Annotated in this window: 15 protein-coding genes; 7 read left to right on the forward strand and 8 right to left on the reverse strand. The window is 66.5% G+C overall.

The window, feature by feature from the left end; genetic code table 11:
* Positions 1–3: 3 nt before the first annotated feature.
* From lepA to rpoE, 4 genes are all read right to left on the reverse strand, one after another.
* Positions 4–1,797 (reverse strand): translation elongation factor 4, encoded by a 1,794-nt coding sequence (gene lepA, locus QP512_RS14935; protein ID WP_164145992.1) that lies wholly within the window; start codon positions 1,795–1,797, stop codon positions 4–6.
* Between the two features lie 180 nt (positions 1,798–1,977).
* On the reverse strand, positions 1,978–3,513 hold the full coding sequence (locus QP512_RS14940; RefSeq protein ID WP_286069396.1) for a DegQ family serine endoprotease: 1,536 nt from the start codon (positions 3,511–3,513) through the stop codon (positions 1,978–1,980).
* A gap of 74 nt (positions 3,514–3,587) precedes the next feature.
* Positions 3,588–4,469 carry a sigma-E factor negative regulatory protein gene (locus QP512_RS14945; RefSeq protein WP_286069397.1) on the reverse strand — a complete coding sequence of 294 codons (882 nt, stop codon included), beginning with the start codon at positions 4,467–4,469 and terminating at the stop codon, positions 3,588–3,590.
* Positions 4,466–5,086 carry an RNA polymerase sigma factor RpoE gene (gene rpoE / locus QP512_RS14950; protein ID WP_005418256.1) on the reverse strand — a complete coding sequence of 207 codons (621 nt, stop codon included), beginning with the start codon at positions 5,084–5,086 and terminating at the stop codon, positions 4,466–4,468. Before rpoE ends, QP512_RS14945 begins: the two co-directional genes overlap by 4 nt.
* Before the next feature lie 235 nt (positions 5,087–5,321).
* Here rpoE and QP512_RS14955 point away from each other — a divergent pair, with 235 nt between their 5' ends.
* From QP512_RS14955 to QP512_RS14970, 4 genes are all read left to right on the forward strand, one after another.
* Positions 5,322–7,385, forward strand: coding sequence for a 3-hydroxyacyl-CoA dehydrogenase NAD-binding domain-containing protein (locus QP512_RS14955; RefSeq protein WP_286069398.1), 2,064 nt, complete (start codon positions 5,322–5,324; stop codon positions 7,383–7,385).
* 633 nt (positions 7,386–8,018) lie between these two features.
* The gene (locus QP512_RS14960; RefSeq protein WP_286069399.1) at positions 8,019–8,882 is read left to right on the forward strand and encodes a pirin family protein; all 864 of its coding nucleotides are present in this window, start codon (positions 8,019–8,021) and stop codon (positions 8,880–8,882) included.
* Positions 8,883–9,002: 120 nt separating this feature from the next.
* On the forward strand, positions 9,003–9,722 hold the full coding sequence (gene aqpZ / locus QP512_RS14965; protein ID WP_142806529.1) for an aquaporin Z: 720 nt from the start codon (positions 9,003–9,005) through the stop codon (positions 9,720–9,722).
* A gap of 194 nt (positions 9,723–9,916) precedes the next feature.
* The gene (locus QP512_RS14970; RefSeq protein ID WP_286069400.1) at positions 9,917–10,375 is read left to right on the forward strand and encodes a hypothetical protein; all 459 of its coding nucleotides are present in this window, start codon (positions 9,917–9,919) and stop codon (positions 10,373–10,375) included.
* A 119-nt stretch (positions 10,376–10,494) separates the two neighbouring features.
* Here the strand turns inward: QP512_RS14970 and QP512_RS14975 are convergent, their stop codons facing one another.
* Positions 10,495–11,346: a pirin family protein gene (locus QP512_RS14975; RefSeq protein ID WP_286069402.1), complete on the reverse strand. Its 852-nt coding sequence runs from the start codon at positions 11,344–11,346 to the stop codon at positions 10,495–10,497.
* 215 nt (positions 11,347–11,561) lie between these two features.
* Here QP512_RS14975 and QP512_RS14980 point away from each other — a divergent pair, with 215 nt between their 5' ends.
* Positions 11,562–13,643, forward strand: coding sequence for a carbon starvation CstA family protein (locus QP512_RS14980; protein ID WP_049427667.1), 2,082 nt, complete (start codon positions 11,562–11,564; stop codon positions 13,641–13,643).
* Positions 13,643–13,867: a CstA-like transporter-associated (seleno)protein gene (locus tag QP512_RS14985; RefSeq protein ID WP_049467479.1), complete on the forward strand. Its 225-nt coding sequence runs from the start codon at positions 13,643–13,645 to the stop codon at positions 13,865–13,867. The genes QP512_RS14980 and QP512_RS14985 overlap by 1 nt, the downstream gene beginning before the upstream one ends.
* 268 nt (positions 13,868–14,135) lie before the next feature.
* Here QP512_RS14985 and QP512_RS14990 read toward each other — a convergent pair whose 3' ends face one another.
* Complete coding sequence (locus tag QP512_RS14990) at positions 14,136–15,386, reverse strand: DUF819 family protein (protein WP_286069405.1); 1,251 nt, start codon at positions 15,384–15,386, stop codon at positions 14,136–14,138.
* A 126-nt stretch (positions 15,387–15,512) separates the two neighbouring features.
* Between QP512_RS14990 and QP512_RS14995 the strand changes: the two genes are divergently transcribed.
* On the forward strand, positions 15,513–15,902 hold the full coding sequence (locus QP512_RS14995) for a VOC family protein (protein ID WP_286069407.1): 390 nt from the start codon (positions 15,513–15,515) through the stop codon (positions 15,900–15,902).
* 47 nt (positions 15,903–15,949) lie between these two features.
* Here the strand turns inward: QP512_RS14995 and QP512_RS15000 are convergent, their stop codons facing one another.
* Positions 15,950–17,236 carry a HAMP domain-containing sensor histidine kinase gene (locus QP512_RS15000; RefSeq protein ID WP_286069408.1) on the reverse strand — a complete coding sequence of 429 codons (1,287 nt, stop codon included), beginning with the start codon at positions 17,234–17,236 and terminating at the stop codon, positions 15,950–15,952.
* Positions 17,223–17,936: a response regulator transcription factor gene (locus QP512_RS15005; protein ID WP_286069409.1), complete on the reverse strand. Its 714-nt coding sequence runs from the start codon at positions 17,934–17,936 to the stop codon at positions 17,223–17,225. Before QP512_RS15005 ends, QP512_RS15000 begins: the two co-directional genes overlap by 14 nt.
* Between the last annotated feature and the right edge of the window lie 7 nt (positions 17,937–17,943).

Genomic DNA, 17,943 nt, shown 5'->3' on the forward strand with positions numbered 1-17,943 from the left:
GGATTACTTGTTGTCCATCTGCAGCACGGCCAGGAACGCTTCCTGCGGGATCTCCACACGGCCGACCTGCTTCATGCGCTTCTTGCCTTCCTTCTGCTTTTCCAGAAGTTTCTTCTTGCGCGAAACGTCGCCACCATAGCACTTGGCCAGCACGTTCTTGCGCATGGCCTTGACCGTGGTACGGGCGATGATCTGCGAGCCGACCGCGGCCTGGATGGCCACGTCGAACATCTGGCGCGGGATCAGGTCCTTCATCTTCTCGCACAGCTCGCGGCCGCGGCGATCAGCATGGCTGCGGTGCACGATCAGCGACAGCGCGTCGACCTTGTCGCCGTTGATCAGCACGTCCACGCGCACGAACGGGCCGGCGTCGAAGCGTACGAAGTGGTAGTCCAGCGAGGCATAGCCACGGCTGACCGACTTCAGCTTGTCGAAGAAGTCCAGCACCACTTCGGCCATCGGCAGCTCGTAGCTGATCTGCACCTGGCTGCCCAGGTAGTTGATGCCGATCTGACTGCCGCGCTTTTCTTCGCACAGCTTGATGATGTTGCCGATGTACTCCTCGGGGGTGAGCACGTTGGCACGGATGATCGGCTCGCGGATCTCCTCGACCTGGTTCACCGGCGGCAGCTTGGCCGGGTTGTCCATGTTGATGATCGAGCCATCGGTCTTCAGGACTTCATACACCACCGTCGGCGCGGTGCTGATCAGGTCCAGGTTGTATTCGCGCTCCAGGCGCTCCTGCACGATTTCCATGTGCAGCATGCCCAGGAAGCCGCAGCGGAAGCCGAAGCCCATCGCCTCGGAGCTTTCCGGCTCGAAGCGCAGCGCGGCATCGTTCAGGCGCAGCTTGTCCAGCGCTTCGCGAAGGTCCGGGTAGTCCTCGGCGTCGACCGGGAACAGGCCGGCGAACACGCGCGGCTGCATTTCCTGGAAGCCCGGCAGCGGCTTCGGTGCCGGATCGCCGGCCAGGGTCAGGGTGTCGCCGACCGGCGCACCGTGCACGTCCTTGATGCTGGCGGTGACCCAGCCCACTTCACCGGCACGCAGCGCGGGCAGCACTTTCCGCTTGGGCGTGAATACGCCGACGTTGTCGACCTGGTGGTTGCGGCCGGTGGACATCACCTGCAGCTTGTCGCCGGCCTTGATCTCGCCCTGCATCACGCGCACCAGCGAGACCACGCCCAGGTAGTTGTCGAACCACGAGTCGATGATCAGCGCCTGCAGCTTCTCGGTGTCGCGCGGTGCCGGCGGCGGGATGCGATGCACGATCGCTTCCAGCACGTCCTGCACGTTCAGGCCGGTCTTGGCGCTGACCGGCACGGCATCGGAGGCGTCGATGCCGATCACGGCCTCGATCTCGGCCTTGGCGCGCTCGATGTCGGCAGTGGGCAGGTCGATCTTGTTGATCACCGGCACCACTTCCAGGCCCTGCTCCACTGCCGTGTAGCAGTTGGCCACCGACTGCGCTTCCACGCCCTGGGCCGCATCGACCACCAGCAGCGCGCCTTCGCAGGCGGCCAGCGAGCGGCTGACTTCATAGGAGAAGTCGACGTGGCCGGGGGTGTCGATGAAGTTCAGGTGGTAGGTCTGCCCGTCCTTGGCCAGGTACGGCAGCGACACCGACTGTGCCTTGATCGTGATGCCACGCTCGCGCTCGATCGGGTTGGAGTCGAGCACCTGCGCTTCCATCTCGCGGGCCTGCAGGCCACCACAGAGCTGGATGATGCGGTCGGCCAGCGTGGACTTGCCGTGGTCGACATGGGCGATGATGGAGAAGTTGCGGATGTTCCGCATCGAATCAGAAGACATAGGTGGCGGCGGCGCGCGGCGTCGTCAGGGTAACGGTCGATTATCGCATGCCCGGCGCCCCGCCGCGAAAGCAGCCTCATCGGGGCGGGCCGGGAACGGCCGAAGCCCCGCCAGGGCGGGGCTTCGGGGGACGAACAAGGGCCGCGGGCGCGGCCCGGGCAGGCCTTACTGGCCGGCCTTGACCGCCACGAAGGCGCTGTTGCCGTTGCCGGTGCGCACCAGCAGCATTACCACATCGTCCTTCTTGTAGCTGGACAGCGCCCGGTTCAGGCCCTCCACGCTGCCGACCGGGGTACGGCCGACCTGCAGGATCACCATGCCCGGAGACAGGCCGGCATCACGCGCGGCCTGGCCCTTGACCCCGGTGATGCGCACGCCTTCGTTGCCATCCAGGCCGAGCTGCTTGCGCTGCGGCGCGGTCAGGTCGCTCACGTCCAGGCCCAGCAGGGCATTGGCGCCGGCCTGCGGTGCCGCATCAGCCTTGGCGGCAGCGGCCGCACGGGCATTGCCCTGCCCGTCTTCGTTCAGCGCCGTAAGGGTGGCGCTGAGGTCACGCGGCTTGCCGTCGCGGATCACGCCCAGGGTGACCCGGCTGCCCGGCGCCATCGCGCCGATCAGCGGCGGCAGGTCGGACCAGCTGTTGACCGGACTGCCATTGACCGAGCGCACCACATCGCCGATCTGCACACCGGCCTTCTCCGCGGCACTGCCCGGCACGATCTGGTTGACCAGCGCACCACGGCTGTCCGGCAGGCCCAGGCCCTGCGCCTTCAGCGCATCGATCGGTTCGACCACCGCGCCGAGCTGGCCGCGGGTGACCTTGCCACTCTTCTTGATCTGCTCGACCGCGCTCATCGCCAGGTCGATCGGGATCGCGAAGCTGATGCCCATGTAGCCGCCGGAGGCGGAGAAGATCTGCGAATTGATGCCGACCACCTCACCGCGGGTGTTCAGCAACGGCCCCCCGGAATTGCCCTGGTTGATCGCCACGTCGGTCTGGATGAACGGCACGTAGCGCTGGTCGGCACCGCCGGTGCTGCGGCCCAGTGCGCTGACGATACCGGCAGTGACGGAATGGTCGAGGCCGAACGGCGAGCCGATCGCGACAACCCACTGGCCGGGCTTCAGCGTGTTGGAATCGCCCACGCGCACGGTCGGCAGGTTCTTGCCATCGATCTTCAGCAGCGCCACGTCGTACTGCTGGTCGCTGCCCACCACCTTGGCGTTGAACTCACGGCTATCGCCCAGCTTGACCTTCACGTCACTGGCATCAGCCACCACGTGGTAGTTGGTCAGCACGTAGCCATCGGGCGAGATGATGAAGCCCGAACCCATGCCACGGCCCTTGATGCTGGGGCCGCGGTCCTGCCCACCCGGCCCCTGTCCCGGCATCGGGAAGTCCGGGCCGAAGAAGCGGCGGAAGAACTCCGGCATGTCATCGTCACCGCCCATCGGGCCCCGCGAAGCCTGGCGGTTGTTGCGGACGATGGTGGTGTCGACGTTGACCACACCCGGCCCGACCTGTTCAACAAGGTTGGTGAAATCGGGCAGGCCGGTGACCAGCGGCTGTGCCGGTGCCCTCGGCGCGGCGGCCGGTGCAGCCTGGGGCGGAGCGGCCGGAGCCGGGGCCTGCGCGCAGGCCACCAGCGGCAGGGTCAGGGCCAGCAGGCCGATGGCCTGCGTGCGGAGTCGGGGAGTCATCGGACGGCAACCTCCGGAACGGATGGAAAGAGGAATACGGCCCCCGCCGACGGCGGGGCGTGAAAGCGCCCGGCTCAGTCGCGCGGGCGCGGCGGCACCGGCAGGTCATCCTGCAGGCGCGGCTCGAACGGGTAGAACGCGGCGCCACCGGCATGGGCCGGGAAGCTGGCATTGAGCGCGCCACCGGCGGCCGGCGCCAGGCTGGAGCGCGGCCACGGCCGGGCCTGCAGCCCACTGACCTCGCCGAACGGCAGGTTGCGGGTCGCGTTGGCCGGCACGGTTGGGGTCAGCGGCGCCTGTACTGTTGCCACCGCACGCTGCGGCACGTCCTCACGCTGGGCGGCACGCGCGGCCTGCTGGCTGCGGGTGGCACTCGCGCGGCGGGTGTCCTGGCGGCGACTGGCAGCGGCCATCGCCAGGGCGGGTGCCGCCGCCACGGCCATCGCGGCAGTGTCCGCCGAGGCGTCTGTCACCGGGGCGGGATCGGTCGGCGCGGCCGGCAGCTCGGCCTGGCTGGCGATCACCTGCGGTGCCAACGGTTCGCCCGGGGTGGCCTCCTTCAGCTTCTCGCCGCCCATGAACAACGCCACCGCCGCCACCGAAGCGGCCAGTGCGGCACCACCGCCCCAGGCACGCCAGCCACTGCGACGCACCTGACGGCGCGGCTCGGCCTGCGGCGCAGGCTCGGCGGCGATGGCGGCAGCCACGGCGGCACTGAAGCCGGCCGGCGCCAGTGCCGACGCCTGCCCGCGCATCACATCGCCCAGCAGCTGCCAGCGCTCCTGGCATCCGGCCAGCTCGGGGTCGTGTTCCATGCGGCGCAGCAGGAAGCGCGCTTCATCGGCGCCCAGCTCGCCATCGACCAGGGCCGACAGCTGCTCGCGATGGCGCTGGTCCAGGCGCTGCCCGGCGGGCGATTGATGGTTCTGCGATTCGTTGAACGGTTTACTGGTCATACGCGGCTCTTCTCACGGGTGGCGCTGCCGATGTCCAACAGCGGCCGGAGTTCGGTGTCGATCGCCTCGCGCGCCCGGAAGATCCGTGAGCGCACGGTGCCGATCGGGCACCCCATTTTCTGCGCGATATCCTCGTAACTCAGGCCTTCCACCTCGCGCAGGGTGATCGCCGACCGGAGCTCTTCCGGCAGCGCGTTGACGGCCTTCATCACCGTCTGTTCCAGCTCCTGGCGCATCAACTCGCGTTCGGGCGTGTCGGTGTCGCGCAGGCGCGTCCCACTGTCGAACTGTTCGGCATCGCCGATGTCGATGTCATCGGTCGGTGGCCGTCGATTGTGTGAAGCCAGGTAGTTTTTGGCGGTATTCACGGCGATTCGATGCAACCAGGTTGAGAACTGGGCGTCGCCACGGAAACTTCCGATCGCGCGGTAGGCACGGATGAAAGTGTCCTGGGCGACGTCCTGACATTCGCTCCAGTCGGCGATGTAGCGACCGACAAGGGCCACCACGCGATGCTGGTACTTGCGCACCAGGACATCGAACGCGGCGCTCTCGCCGTGCTGCACGCGCCGGACCAGTTCCAGATCCAGCTCCTGTGGTGTATCAACCTCGGCCATGAGGGGCCGCACTCCTGTCAGCCCAACCGACGTCGGGCAATGAGACTGCCAATCCCGGGAAAAGTTCAGTCGCCGATCACCCGGCGCCGCACCAGCTTTTAACCACCGTTCCGTTAGCGTCCCGGTCCACGGCCATGGATCCGGGGTCGCCACTCCCCTGCTATTGGGATTTGACGCGGGGGAAACAACCTCTGGATCATAGCCGCTTCTCCATACACAACCGGATGGAACGTCCATGCTCTCAGGCTTCGATGGTCTCCGCTTCAGCCACTGGCACCCCGAGATCCGCGACGACGGCGTGGTGGTTCTCTCTCTGGATCGTCAGGACAGCAGCGTCAACGCGATGTCGCAGGACGTGCTGCTGGAACTGGGGGACCTGCTGGAACGCATCGCGCTGGACCCGCCCAAGGGCGTGGTGATCCAGTCGTTGAAGAAGGCGGGGTTCATTGCCGGCGCGGACCTGAAGGAGTTCCAGGAATTCGACCGCCGCGGCACCGTCAACGATGCCATCCGCCGCGGCCAGGCCACCTACCAGAAGCTGGCCGAGCTGCCCTGCCCGACCGTGGCGGCCATCCACGGCCACTGCCTGGGCGGCGGCACCGAGCTGGCACTGGCCTGCCGCTACCGCGTGGCCTCCAATGACAGCAGCACCCGCATCGGCCTGCCGGAAACCCAGCTCGGCATCTTCCCCGGCTGGGGCGGCAGCGCGCGCCTGCCGCAGCTGGTGGGCGCCCCGGCGGCAATGGACATGATGCTGACCGGCCGCACCCTGTCGGCCTCGGCCGCGCGTGGCATCGGCCTGGTCGACAAGGTGGTGGCACCGGCGGTGGTGCTCGATACCGCCGTGGCGCTGGCGTTGTCCGGCACCACGCGCCCGTTCAAGCAGCGCGCCACGGCGTGGGCGACCAACACCTGGCTGGCCCGTACCCTGCTGGCACCGCAGATGGTCAAGCAGGTGGCGCGCAAGGCCAAGAAGGACCAGTACCCGGCGCCCTACGCGCTGATCAGCACCTGGCAACGCAGCGGTGGCAAGCCGATCCAGGCACGCCTGGATGCCGAACGCCGCGCGGTGGTCAAACTGGCCAGCACGCCGACCGCACGCAACCTGATCCGCATCTTCTTCCTGACCGAGCGCCTGAAGGGCCTGGGTGGTGGCGATTCCGGCATCCGCCACGTGCACGTGGTCGGCGCCGGCGTGATGGGCGGCGACATCGCCGCGTGGGCGGCCTACAAGGGCTTCGACGTAACCCTGCAGGACCGCGAGCAGCGCTTCATCGACCCCGCCATGGAACGCGCGCAGGCGCTGTTCGCCAAGAAGGTGCGCGACGAGAGCAAGCGCCCGACGGTGGCCGCACGCCTGCGCGCCGACCTGGAAGGCAACGGCGTGGCCGACGCCGACCTGGTGATCGAGGCGATCATCGAGAATCCGGAAGCCAAGCGTGCGCTGTACCAGACGCTGGAACCGAAGATGAAGCTGGACGCGCTGCTGACCACCAACACCTCGTCGATCCCGCTGGTGGAACTGCGCGACCACATCCAGCGTCCGGCCCAGTTCGCCGGCCTGCACTACTTCAACCCGGTGGCGCAGATGCCGCTGGTGGAGATCATCCACCACGACGGCATGGCACCGGAGACCGAACGCCGCCTGGCCGCGTTCTGCAAGGCGCTGGGCAAGTTCCCGGTGCCGGTGGCCGGCAGCCCGGGCTTCCTGGTCAACCGCGTGCTGTTCCCGTACATGCTGGAAGCGGCCACCGCCTATGCGGAAGGCATTCCGGGCCCGGTGATCGACAAGGCCGCCGTGAAGTTCGGCATGCCGATGGGCCCGATCGAACTGATCGACACCGTCGGCCTGGACGTGGCTGCGGGCGTGGGCCGCGAACTGGCGCCGTTCCTCGGCCTGCAGATCCCGGCGGCCTTGCAGACGGTGGAGCCGGACAAGCGCGGCAAGAAGGATGGCCAGGGCATCTACACCTGGGAGAACGGCAAGCCGAAGAAGCCGGACGTGGCCAGCGATTACCAGGCCCCGGCCGATCTGGAGGACCGCCTGATCCTGCCGCTGTTGAACGAAGCAGTGGCATGCCTGCACGAAGGCGTGGTGGCCGATGCGGACCTGCTGGATGCGGGCGTGATCTTCGGTACCGGTTTTGCCCCGTTCCGTGGCGGTCCGATCCAGCACATCCGTGCGGTGGGTGCCGATGCGATCGTCGAGCGGTTGAAGGCGCTGCAGCAGCGCCACGGCGACCGCTTCGCCCCGCGCCCGGGCTGGGACAACCCCGCCCTGCGCGAACCGGTGGTGTGAGTTTGTCGGCCGGGCCTGCGGCCCGGCACCCGCAGAGGCAACAGCAACAGCCGAAGCCAGAGCCAGAGCCAGAGCCGGAGCATCAGCCGGCTCTGGCTTTTCTGTTTGTTGGGCGGGGCGGTGTCGGGTTGCGGGGACGCCGTAAACCCATCCTGAAGTGACCCCCGGGGCTTGGCCGCGGCATCCATGCCGCGGACACCCCGCAACCCGACACCGCCCCACCCCCGACAGTTTCCCGGTGACGGTGGGTGAACTCCGATTCCGGAGCGTGCCGACCTTGGCTGCCGCAGTAGATCCACGCCATGCGTGGATGCGAGCGAAGCGACCGGTGTTTGATCTTGATTTTCTTTTTTCTTCTACGTGGCTGGACGCACACGGAAACTGTCAGAGGCCGGGCGGGTGGGTTGCGCAGGACCGTTGGCGCCATGGATGGCGCCATCGAGCCCCCATGGACGGGTTTACGGCGTGTCCTGCGCAACTCACCCGCCCGGCCAAACACGAGATATGCATTGCGCGTCCAGCCACGAGGGGCTGCGCCGTTGGCTGGAACAACCTGTTACCCAGACGGGGCATGTCCCCGTCACAGCTGCATGCGATGCTGACGCCCTGATCCCTGCCAGCGAGAACGCCCGCATGACCACCATCATCGCCCCGCGCGTGCACGACATCGGCGGCCTCGAAGTCCGTCGCGCCGTCCCCACCCTGCAGGCCCGCAGCATCGGTTCGTTCGTGTTCGTCGACCAGATGGGCCCGGCACTCATGCACCCGGGCACCGCCATCGACGTACGCCCGCATCCGCATATCGGCCTGGCCACTGTGACCTACCTGTGGTCGGGTGCGATCGGCCACCGCGATACGCTCGGCTCGGACCAGGTGATCCGTCCCGGTGACGTCAACTGGATGACCGCCGGCCGCGGCATCGCCCATTCCGAGCGCACGCCGCAGCCGGACCGCGACCATGACAACCCGATCCATGGCATGCAGACCTGGGTGGCGCTGCCGAAGTCGCACGAGGAAATCGAACCGGCGTTCTACCACCACGCCGCGGCCACCCTACCCGAGCAGCGCCGCAACGGCGCCTGGCTGCGGGTGATCGCTGGCCGCGCCTACGGCGAGGAATCGCCGGTGAAGGTGTTCGCCGACACCCTCAACGTGGCGATCGACCTCGACCCGGATGCGGAGATCGACATCGACAACGGCCATCGCGAACGCGCACTGTACATCCTCGAAGGCCAGGCCCAGCTGGACGGCGTGGACATTCCCGCCCAGCACCTGATCATTCCCGAAGCCGGTGCCGTGGGCCGCCTGCGCGCGAAGACGCCAGTGAAGGCGATGCTGTTCGGTGGCGAGCCGCTGGATGGCCCGCGTCACCTTTGGTGGAACTTCGTGTCCAGCTCGAAGGAGCGCATCGAGCAGGCCAAGCACGACTGGGAGGCCGGTCGCTTCGGCACCATCCCGGGCGACGACAAGGAGTTCATCCCGCTGCCGCAGTACTGAACATCGCGTGTTGCACACATCCGAAGGTGTACTCCTGCACCCGGCGTTGACACCACAGTCACCCGCTGAACACTGAAATGTGACATAAATCACACTTTAGCCGTCAAAGGAGTGCAACACATGAGCATGGGTAAACGCTTGTCCGCCGAATTCCTCGGCACGTTCTGGCTGGTTCTGGGGGGCTGCGGCAGTGCGGTGCTGGCAGCCAAGTTCGGCGGTGACGGCAACCCGCTGGGTATCGGTTTCCTCGGCGTGGCGCTGGCCTTCGGCCTGACCGTGGTCACCGGTGCCTATGCGTTCGGCCATATCTCCGGCGCCCACTTCAATCCGGCAGTCAGCGTCGGCCTGTGGGCCGGTGGTCGCTTCCCGACCAAGGACCTGATTCCCTACATCATCGCCCAGGTCGCCGGTGGACTGGTGGCCGGTTTCATCCTGCTGCAGATCGCGTCCGGTGCCAGCGGCTTCGCCATTGATGGCAGCCAGGCCGGTGCGTTCGCCAGCAATGGTTATGGCGCGCTGTCGCCTGGCGGCTACAGCGTGGCAGCGGCCTTCCTGTGCGAAGTGGTGCTGACCGCAGTGTTCCTGATCGTGATCATGGGCTCCACCCACGGCAAGGCGCCGGCCGGCTTCGCGCCGCTGGCGATCGGCCTGTCGCTGACCCTGATCCATCTGATCAGCATCCCGGTCACCAACACCTCGGTGAACCCTGCCCGCTCCACCGCCGTGGCCTTCTTCGCCGGCAGCGGTGCGGTCAGCCAGCTGTGGCTGTTCTGGGTCGCCCCGCTGCTCGGCGGTGCGATCGGCGGCATCATCTACAAGTGGATCGGCAACGACCGCTGAGGCCCGTGCGGACCATTGCGGCCGACCTTCAGCCGCAATGGTTACGCTTGTAACCGCAATTTGTGCGATCGCTCACGTTCCGTTAAGGTTGAGTTGACCTGCCGTGCACATGCCGGCGGGGGGCATCCGGGGATGGGATGCCATGGCCGCCGTTCCATCCGGCGGCGCCAACGACACACCACCTTGGGGGATGCATGAAGTTCGCGCCTGTAGTGTTGACGAGCCTGCTGTTCGCTGCGGCCCAGGCCGCCGCGCAGGCACCCACCGAATGTCCTTCCCTGCCGGCCAGCAGCGGCCTGCAGTGGCAACAGCAGACCCAGGCCGATTTCCTGGTCTGCCGCGCCAGCACCAACGACGGCCGCGAGGTACTGAGCCTGATGCTCAGCACGCGCGATCCCAATCTGCCGTTGAACCGCTCGTTGCGCCAGGAGAAAGGCAGTTTCGGCGGTGAATCGCTGTACTGGTACCAGCCCGACCTGGGGGGCCAGCAGCCGCCCGGCTATGCCGAGCGCCGCATCAGCGTGGTCAAGCTCGACAAAGGGCGTTACGCGCAGATTTCGCTGTATCCGGACAACGCGCAGGAACTGGGCTCGCTGCAGCAGCTGGCGCAGGGCATGAGCCTGACCCCGTCGGCCGTGGCCGCCGGACGCTGAAGGTGACGGGGATGACTGCCTGGCAGCATCCCCGCAGGATCCGACGCGCGGAACGTCCGCCGGGTATTACCCGACGGCGTTGTTGGCTTCTTTCGCCGGGCATGGCCCGGCGCACTTCCTCAGAACTTGCCTTCCTGGAAATCGACGAAGGCCTGCATCAGTTCCTGCCGCGTGTTCATCACGAACGGACCATGCCGCATCACCGGCTCGCGCAATGGGCGACCGGCGACCAGGATCAGCCGCGCACCCTCGCTGCCGGCCGACAGATGCAGCTGCTCGCCACCGCCCAGCACTGCCAGCTCCTGGCGGGCGACATTGCGCGCGGCGTCCTGCTCACCCACGGTCACGCCACCTTCGAACACGTATGCAAAGGCGTTGTGCCCTTCCGGCAACGCATAGGTCCAGGCGCGATCCGGGGCCAGCGTGATGTCCAGGTACAGCGGCTCGGTGGCCGGCTGCACGATCGGGCCTTGTGTGCCATCCACGCTGCCGGCAATCACCTTCACGTCCACGCCCGCTTCCGGGTGCACCACCGGAATCCGCTCAGGGGCGAATTCCTGGTACTTCGGGTCCGTCATCTTTTCTTTCGCCGGCAGGTTCACCCACAGCTGGAAGCCGCGCATCTGCCCGCTTTCCTGCTCGGGCATCTCCGAATGCACCAAGCCGCGGCCTGCGGTCATCCACTGCACGCTGCCCGGGGTCAGCAGGCCCTCGTTGCCGTGGTTGTCACGATGCCGCATGCGACCGTCGAGCATGTAAGTGACCGTTTCGAAGCCGCGATGAGGATGTTCCGGGAAGCCGGCGATGTAGTCCTCGGCACGGTCGGTGCCGAATTCATCAAGCAGCAGGAACGGATCCAGGTCGGGCAGCGTCGGGCCACCGATGACGCGGGTCAGGCGCACGCCGGCACCGTCGGAGGTGGGCATGCCACGGATGGTCCGCAGCACGCGGACCGGTTCGGGAAAGCTCATGGCGACTCCTGTTGGATGGATGCCACTGAAGATGGACGCCACACGGCCGCGCGCCAATGGACGGCGCCGCAACCGATTGTTCCATCCCTGATGTTCGCTGCACGTCAGCACAACAAACGTACGACCAAAGTACTACCGCCGATTCGTCCTGTGCCAATTGACCCTGTCGAGGGCACGCGGGACTCTTTGACTGTCTTTCCGGGAGAGAGCACCTCATGAAAGGGTTTTCCAAAATAGGCTGGGCGGCCCTCGCCCTGCTCGGCGCCTTCTGTCTGGGCACCGTGGCACTGCGCCGCGGCGAACACATCAATGCGCTGTGGATCGTCGTCGCCGCGGTTTCGCTGTACCTGGTGGCCTACCGCTTCTACAGCCTGTTCATCGCCAACAAGGTGATGCAGCTGGATCCGACCCGGGCCACCCCGGCGGTGATCAACAACGATGGCCTGGACTACGTGCCGACCAACAAGCACGTGCTGTTCGGCCACCACTTCGCTGCCATTGCCGGTGCCGGTCCCCTGGTCGGCCCGGTGCTGGCCGCGCAGATGGGCTACCTGCCGGGCCTGCTGTGGCTGGTGGTGGGCGTGGTGCTGGCCGGCGCGGTACAGGACTTCATGGTCCTGTTCCTGTCCAGCCGCCGCAACGGTCGTTCGCTGGGTGACCTGGTAAGAGAAGAAATGGGCCAGGTTCCCGGCACCATCGCGTTGTTCGGGGCGTTCCTGATCATGATCATCATCCTGGCGGTGCTGGCCATGGTGGTGGTCAAGGCGCTGGCCGAAAGCCCATGGGGCATGTTCACGGTGATCGCGACGATGCCCATCGCGATCCTGATGGGCGTCTACATGCGCTACATCCGCCCCGGCAAGATCGGCGAGATCTCGGTGGTCGGCCTGATCCTGCTGCTGGCCGCGATCTGGTACGGCGGCAAGGTCGCCGCCGATCCGGTGTGGGGCCCTGCGTTCACCTTCACCGGCACCCAGATCACCTGGATGCTGATCGGCTACGGCTTCGTCGCCTCGGTGCTGCCGGTGTGGCTGCTGCTGGCGCCACGCGATTACCTGTCGACCTTCCTCAAGATCGGCACCATCATCGCGCTGGCCATCGGCATCCTGGTGGTGATGCCGGAACTGAAGATGCCGGCGCTGACCCAGTTCGCCGCCAGCGGTGATGGCCCGGTGTGGAAGGGTGGCATGTTCCCCTTCCTGTTCATCACCATCGCCTGCGGTGCGGTGTCCGGCTTCCACGCACTGATTTCCTCGGGCACCACGCCGAAGCTGCTGGCCAATGAAGCGCACATGCGTTACATCGGCTATGGCGGCATGCTGATGGAATCGTTCGTTGCGGTGATGGCACTGGTCGCAGCGTCGATCATCGACCCGGGCATCTACTTCGCGATGAACAGCCCGGCCGCGGTGATCGGTGCCGATGCTGCGTCGGCGGCGCACTACATCACCAACACCTGGGGCTTCACCATCACGCCCGAACAGCTGACCGCGACCGCGGCCGCCATCGGTGAACCGACCATCCTGCATCGCGCAGGCGGCGCACCTACATTGGCGGTGGGCATCGCGCAGATCCTGCACGAAGCGATTCCCAGTGGCAGCGACGCGATGATGGCGTTCTGGTACCACTTCGCGATCCTGTTCGAAGCACTGTTCATCCTGACCGCAGTGGACGCGGGTACCCGCGCAGGCCGCTTCATGCTGCAGGATCTTCTGGGCAACTTCGTGCCTGCGCTGAAGAAGACCGAGTCGTGGACCGCCAACATCATCGGTACCGCCGGCTGCGTGGCGCTGTGGGGCTACCTGCTCTACACCGGCGTGGTCGATCCGTTCGGTGGCATCCAGACACTGTGGCCGCTGTTCGGCATCTCCAACCAGATGCTGGCCGGTATCGCGCTGATGCTGGGTACGGTGGTGCTGTTCAAGATGAAGCGTGACCGCTATGCGTGGGTCACCGCAGTACCGGCCATCTGGCTGCTGATCTGCACCACCTACGCTGGTTTCATCAAGATCTTCGACAGCAACCCGGCGCAGGGCTTCCTGGCACAGGCACACAAGTTCCAGGCCGCCCTCGCCAGCGACACCATCACCGCACCGGCCAAGTCAGTGGCGCAGATGAAGCAGATCGTGGTCAACGCCTACGTCAACACCGGCCTGACCGCGCTGTTCCTGCTGGTGGTGGGCGCAGTGCTGGTGTATTCGATCAAGACCATCCTGGCGGCCCGCCGCAATCCGCAGCGCAGCGACCGCGAGACCCCGTACGTGGCACTGAAGCCGCATGAGATGGTGGATCTGTGATGAGCACGCAACTGGTTCCCGTTGGCCAGTACCAGGCGCACCGCCGCATCTGGCGGCGCCTGGTGCAGACCGCACGACTGTGCTGTGGCATTCCTGACTACGACAACTACGTCCGGCACATGCTGGAAAAGCATCCGGACCAGGAGCCGATGGACTACAAGACGTTCTTCCGCGAGCGCCAGGAAGCGCGCTACGGCGGTCGCAACGGCGGTCGCTGCTGTTGAGGGTTGGGCGCTGGGCTTGCAGCCCGGCGCCCGCACCTTCGACAGATTTCCGGTGACGGCGAGAAGCATCAGGGGTCAGATCCGTTTCCTCCGGGAAACGGATCTGACCCCTTCTTTGTTCATGGATCTCCATGAAATGCATCCACGCATGTCGTGGATCTACCCGGTGGCAGGCAAAAAGAAAGCCGAGCGTGGGCTCGGCTCTACACGGGGAAAGCGTGTTCACGGCAATTGCCGTGAACACGCAACATGATCGTCAGCTCAGGACTCAGGCCCCGGCCATCCACTTCAGGATCAGGCCGGTGACATAGGCCAGCCCGGTGCCGGTGGCATAGCCCACCGTGCCGAGCAGCACGCCCACCGGCGCCAGCGTCGGGTGGAACGCCGCTGCCACCACCGGTGCCGACGCCGCCGCACCGATGTTGCCCTGCGAACCGATCGCGAAGAAGAACAACGGTGCGCGCAGCAGCTTGGCCACGACCCACAGCACCAGCACGTGCGTGGCCATCCAGATCGCACCCAGCAGGAACAGCCACGGCCGATCCAGCAGCGACAGCAGGTTCATCTGCATGCCGATGCAGGCGATGAGGAAGTACAGGAACACCGTGCCCAGCCGTGATGCACCGGCCGCTTCCAGCCTGCGCGCACGGGTGAAGCTCAGGCCCAGGCCCATCGCGGTGGACAGCAGGATCACCCACACGAACTGGCTGTCCAGGCTGAACTGGCTGGCCCAGCTGACATTGGCCTTGAACCAGCCGGACAGCGGCGCGGCGATTGCATGGGCCAGACCGACGCCGCCCAGTGCCACGCCAACGATCACCATCAGGTCGGTCATGCTGGGGATGCGTGCGTTCTGCGCCTCGTAGGCACTGATGCGCGCCTTCATCTCGTCGATGGCGCGGGTGTCGGCCCCGTTGCGGGTGTCGATCTGCTGCGCACGGTTGGCCAGGAACAGCAGGATCGCCATCCACAGGCTCGCGCAGGCCACGTCGACCACGGCGAACTGGCCGAAGGTGGTGGCATCGGTACCGAACACTTCGCGCATGGCGACCATGTTGGCGCCGCCGCCGATCCAGCTGCCGGCCAGCGCGGCCATGCCGGCCCAGGTGTCACCGGCCACGGTTTCCGGATGGATCAGCTTCATCAGCTGGAACGAGACGATAGCGCCGAGCATGATGCCGGCGGTACCGGCGCAGAACACGATCAGCAGTTTGGGGCCGAGCTTGGCGATGCCTTTCAGGTCGATCGACAGGGTCAGCAGGACCAGCGCGGCCGGCAACAGCACATCACGTGCGACCGGGTTGTACAGCGAGGTGTTGTGGCCATCGATGACACCGGCGGTGTTGTAGATGGCGGGGATGAAGTAGCACAGCAGCAGCGCCGGCACCCAGGCGAAGATCTTCTTCAGCAGTGGGGTCGGGCCGCTGGCAGCCCAGAAGATCAGGGCCAGGGTGGCGGCAATCAGGCCCAGTCCAACGATGTCGTTGCTGATCAGGGCAGTAGCGGGTTCGGTCGGCATGGGATCCTCTGTCGATCGAAAGAGCGGGAAAAAAAAGCGCCGCATAAAGCGGCGCACCCCGAGATTAACATTGTCTTCACGCCGGGTCATGCTGCAGTGCCGGCTGTCCATCCCGGAGCCCGTCCCATGCAGCTCGGTGCCTTCTCGGTCAGTCTCTCGGTCAAAGACCTCCAGGCCTCCCGCACCTTCTACGAGGCACTGGGCTTCTCGGTGACCGGTGGCGAGCCGGCGCACAACTGGCTGGTGATGCGCAGCAACGGCATCGTCATCGGCCTGTTCCAGGGCATGTTCGAGGGCAACCTGCTGACCTTCAACCCGGGCTGGGACCAGTACAGGCAGGAACTGCCTGATTTCCAGGATGTGCGTGAACTGCAGGCGGCGCTGGATGCGGAGGGCCTAGAACTGGCAGTCCGTACCGACCCTGGTGGACAGGGCACCGGCTATCTGCAGTTGGCCGATCCGGATGGCAACGTGATCCTGATCGACCAGCACGTGGCGCGGCCGCACGGACGTTGACGCGGACGGCATGCCAACCAGGGTTGGTATCCAGCAGGACAGCCGGTTCAGGCCGGACGTGAGGCGCTGAAGTCGAGCGTGGCGCGCGTGCCTCGCGGCTCGCAGGGATCCAGCTGCAGGGTCCAACCGAGGTGTTCGCACAGGCGTGCGATCAGGTCCAGGCCGATGCCACCGCCCCGGTCCGCGCGTTCACCACGGGCCATGCGCGCGTGGATCGCCGCAATCTCCTCCGGGCTCATGCCATGCCCCGGATCCTGCAGGGTCAGCACCGCCGACGAACTCAGCCGCAGTTCGATATGGCCGCGCCCACTGTTCTCGATGGCATTGCGCAGCAGATTGCCGATCGCCGCCTGCACAACGGCCAGCGGCGCGACGATGTCCACCGGCGCAGCCTGGATGCCGATGCTCAGATCCTTGTCACCCAGCAGGTGGCGGTGGTCATCGACGATCTCCGGCAGCAGCTGGTCCAGCGCGATACGCTCGGCACGCGCGGCCAGTCGGGCCGGATCACGGGCCAGCACCAGCAACAGCTCGATCAACTGTTCCACGCTCTGCGCGGTGCGCAGCACGCGCTGCATCTGCTGACGTGCACGTTCGGGCAGCCCCGGCTGCTCCAGCGCCAGCTCGGCAGCGCCGGTCATCACCGCGATCGGCGTGCGCAGTTCATGGCTGGCGGTGCTGATGAAGACCCGCTCGCGTTCGACGAACTGCTCGTTGCGATCCAGATAGTCGTTCAGCGCATCGGCGATGGTGTGCAGCTCCGAGCTGCCACGCGGGTCGACCTCGACGCGCTGGCCCTGCACGCCCGGCCGCAATGCAGCGATGTGCTGTGCCAGCAGGCTCAGCGGGCGCACCATGCGTTCCATGCCGAACGACGCCATCAGCACGGTGACGAAGATCATGATCACCCCGGCCAGCATCACCCAGCGCGTGGCGAACTGTTCCAGGTCATGGAAGTCGGAGATGTCCAGTGCCAGCGCGACCCGTCCCATCGAGCCGGTGTCACGCACCATCACCGCCGTCTGGCGGTCCTTGATCGGCACGCCGTCGTGCAGCCCCGGGTGCAGCGAGCGCACGCTTTCGGGCATGTTCCCCTCACCGAAGCGGAACAGGCTGAGCGTGTCCGAGTCCTGCCAGCGATAGTGCGGCTCGTGCTCGGTATGTTCGACGATGCTGTCCAGTTCGGAGTTGAGCAGCGCGCGCCACGCCGCATGCTCGGCGTGCTCGTGCACGTAGTTGCCCACGCTGAACACCGCGATCGACAGCAGCGCCAGGTAGCCCAGCAACCACCACACCACGCGCCGGTACAGCGGTCCCGGCTTACGCGCCTTCATCGTCAACCTTGCCCGCATCGCTGGCTGTGGTCATTGCCAGCCGGTAGCCCACCCGCGGCAGGGTGTGGATCAGCTTGTCGGCGAACGGGCCATCAACGCTGCGGCGCAGCTCGTAGACATGCGAGCGCAGCAGGTCGCCATCCGGTGGCTCGTCGCCCCACAGGGCGAATTCCAGCTGCTGCCGCGTGACCGCGCCCGGACTGGCGCGCATCAGTACCTCCAGCAGCTTGCGGCAGGCCGGGTACAGGTGCAGCACCTGGTTGCCCCGCTGGGCCTCAAGGGTCGCCAGGTCCAGCACCAGGTCGCCCACCTGCAGGCGCTTGCGGGGGTTGCGGCCCTGCGCCCGCAGCAGCAGCGCTTCCAGCCGCACTTCCAGCTCGGGAAGTGCGAACGGCTTGGTCAGGTAGTCATCGGCGCCCGCGCGGAAACCGGCAATCTTGTCCGGCAGTTCGTCACGCGCGGTCAGCATGATCACCGGCACCTCCGACGCATGCTCCGCACGCAGCCGGCGCAGCACCTCCGGGCCTTCCATGCGCGGCAGCATCCAGTCCAGGATGACCGCGTCATACGGATGGCTTCCGGCCAGGTGCAGCCCGGTGATGCCATCGGGCGCCACGTCGAGCACATGCCCGCGCGACTCGAAATAGTCGAACAGGTTGGCCACCAGCTGGCGGTTGTCCTCGATCACCAACAGACGCATGCACGAA

The organism is Stenotrophomonas sp. 57 (assembly GCF_030291075.1).
Classification (GTDB): Bacteria; Pseudomonadota; Gammaproteobacteria; order Xanthomonadales; family Xanthomonadaceae; genus Stenotrophomonas.

Excerpts from the sequence above, each read along its gene's own strand:
- QP512_RS15000 (WP_286069408.1), bottom strand. The coding sequence starts at position 17,236 with ATGAAGGCGCGTAAGCCGGGACCGCTGTACCGGCGCGTGGTGTGGTGG.
- rpoE (WP_005418256.1), bottom strand. The coding sequence starts at position 5,086 with ATGGCCGAGGTTGATACACCACAGGAGCTGGATCTGGAACTGGTCCGG.
- QP512_RS14990 (WP_286069405.1), bottom strand. The coding sequence starts at position 15,386 with ATGCCGACCGAACCCGCTACTGCCCTGATCAGCAACGACATCGTTGGA.
- QP512_RS14995 (WP_286069407.1), top strand. The coding sequence starts at position 15,513 with ATGCAGCTCGGTGCCTTCTCGGTCAGTCTCTCGGTCAAAGACCTCCAG.
- QP512_RS14945 (WP_286069397.1), bottom strand. The coding sequence starts at position 4,469 with ATGACCAGTAAACCGTTCAACGAATCGCAGAACCATCAATCGCCCGCC.
- QP512_RS14980 (WP_049427667.1), top strand. The coding sequence starts at position 11,562 with ATGAAAGGGTTTTCCAAAATAGGCTGGGCGGCCCTCGCCCTGCTCGGC.
- QP512_RS14970 (WP_286069400.1), top strand. The coding sequence starts at position 9,917 with ATGAAGTTCGCGCCTGTAGTGTTGACGAGCCTGCTGTTCGCTGCGGCC.
- lepA (WP_164145992.1), bottom strand. The coding sequence starts at position 1,797 with ATGCGGAACATCCGCAACTTCTCCATCATCGCCCATGTCGACCACGGC.
- QP512_RS15005 (WP_286069409.1), bottom strand. The coding sequence starts at position 17,936 with ATGCGTCTGTTGGTGATCGAGGACAACCGCCAGCTGGTGGCCAACCTG.
- QP512_RS14985 (WP_049467479.1), top strand. The coding sequence starts at position 13,643 with ATGAGCACGCAACTGGTTCCCGTTGGCCAGTACCAGGCGCACCGCCGC.
- QP512_RS14940 (WP_286069396.1), bottom strand. The coding sequence starts at position 3,513 with ATGACTCCCCGACTCCGCACGCAGGCCATCGGCCTGCTGGCCCTGACC.
- QP512_RS14955 (WP_286069398.1), top strand. The coding sequence starts at position 5,322 with ATGCTCTCAGGCTTCGATGGTCTCCGCTTCAGCCACTGGCACCCCGAG.
- QP512_RS14975 (WP_286069402.1), bottom strand. The coding sequence starts at position 11,346 with ATGAGCTTTCCCGAACCGGTCCGCGTGCTGCGGACCATCCGTGGCATG.
- QP512_RS14960 (WP_286069399.1), top strand. The coding sequence starts at position 8,019 with ATGACCACCATCATCGCCCCGCGCGTGCACGACATCGGCGGCCTCGAA.
- aqpZ (WP_142806529.1), top strand. The coding sequence starts at position 9,003 with ATGAGCATGGGTAAACGCTTGTCCGCCGAATTCCTCGGCACGTTCTGG.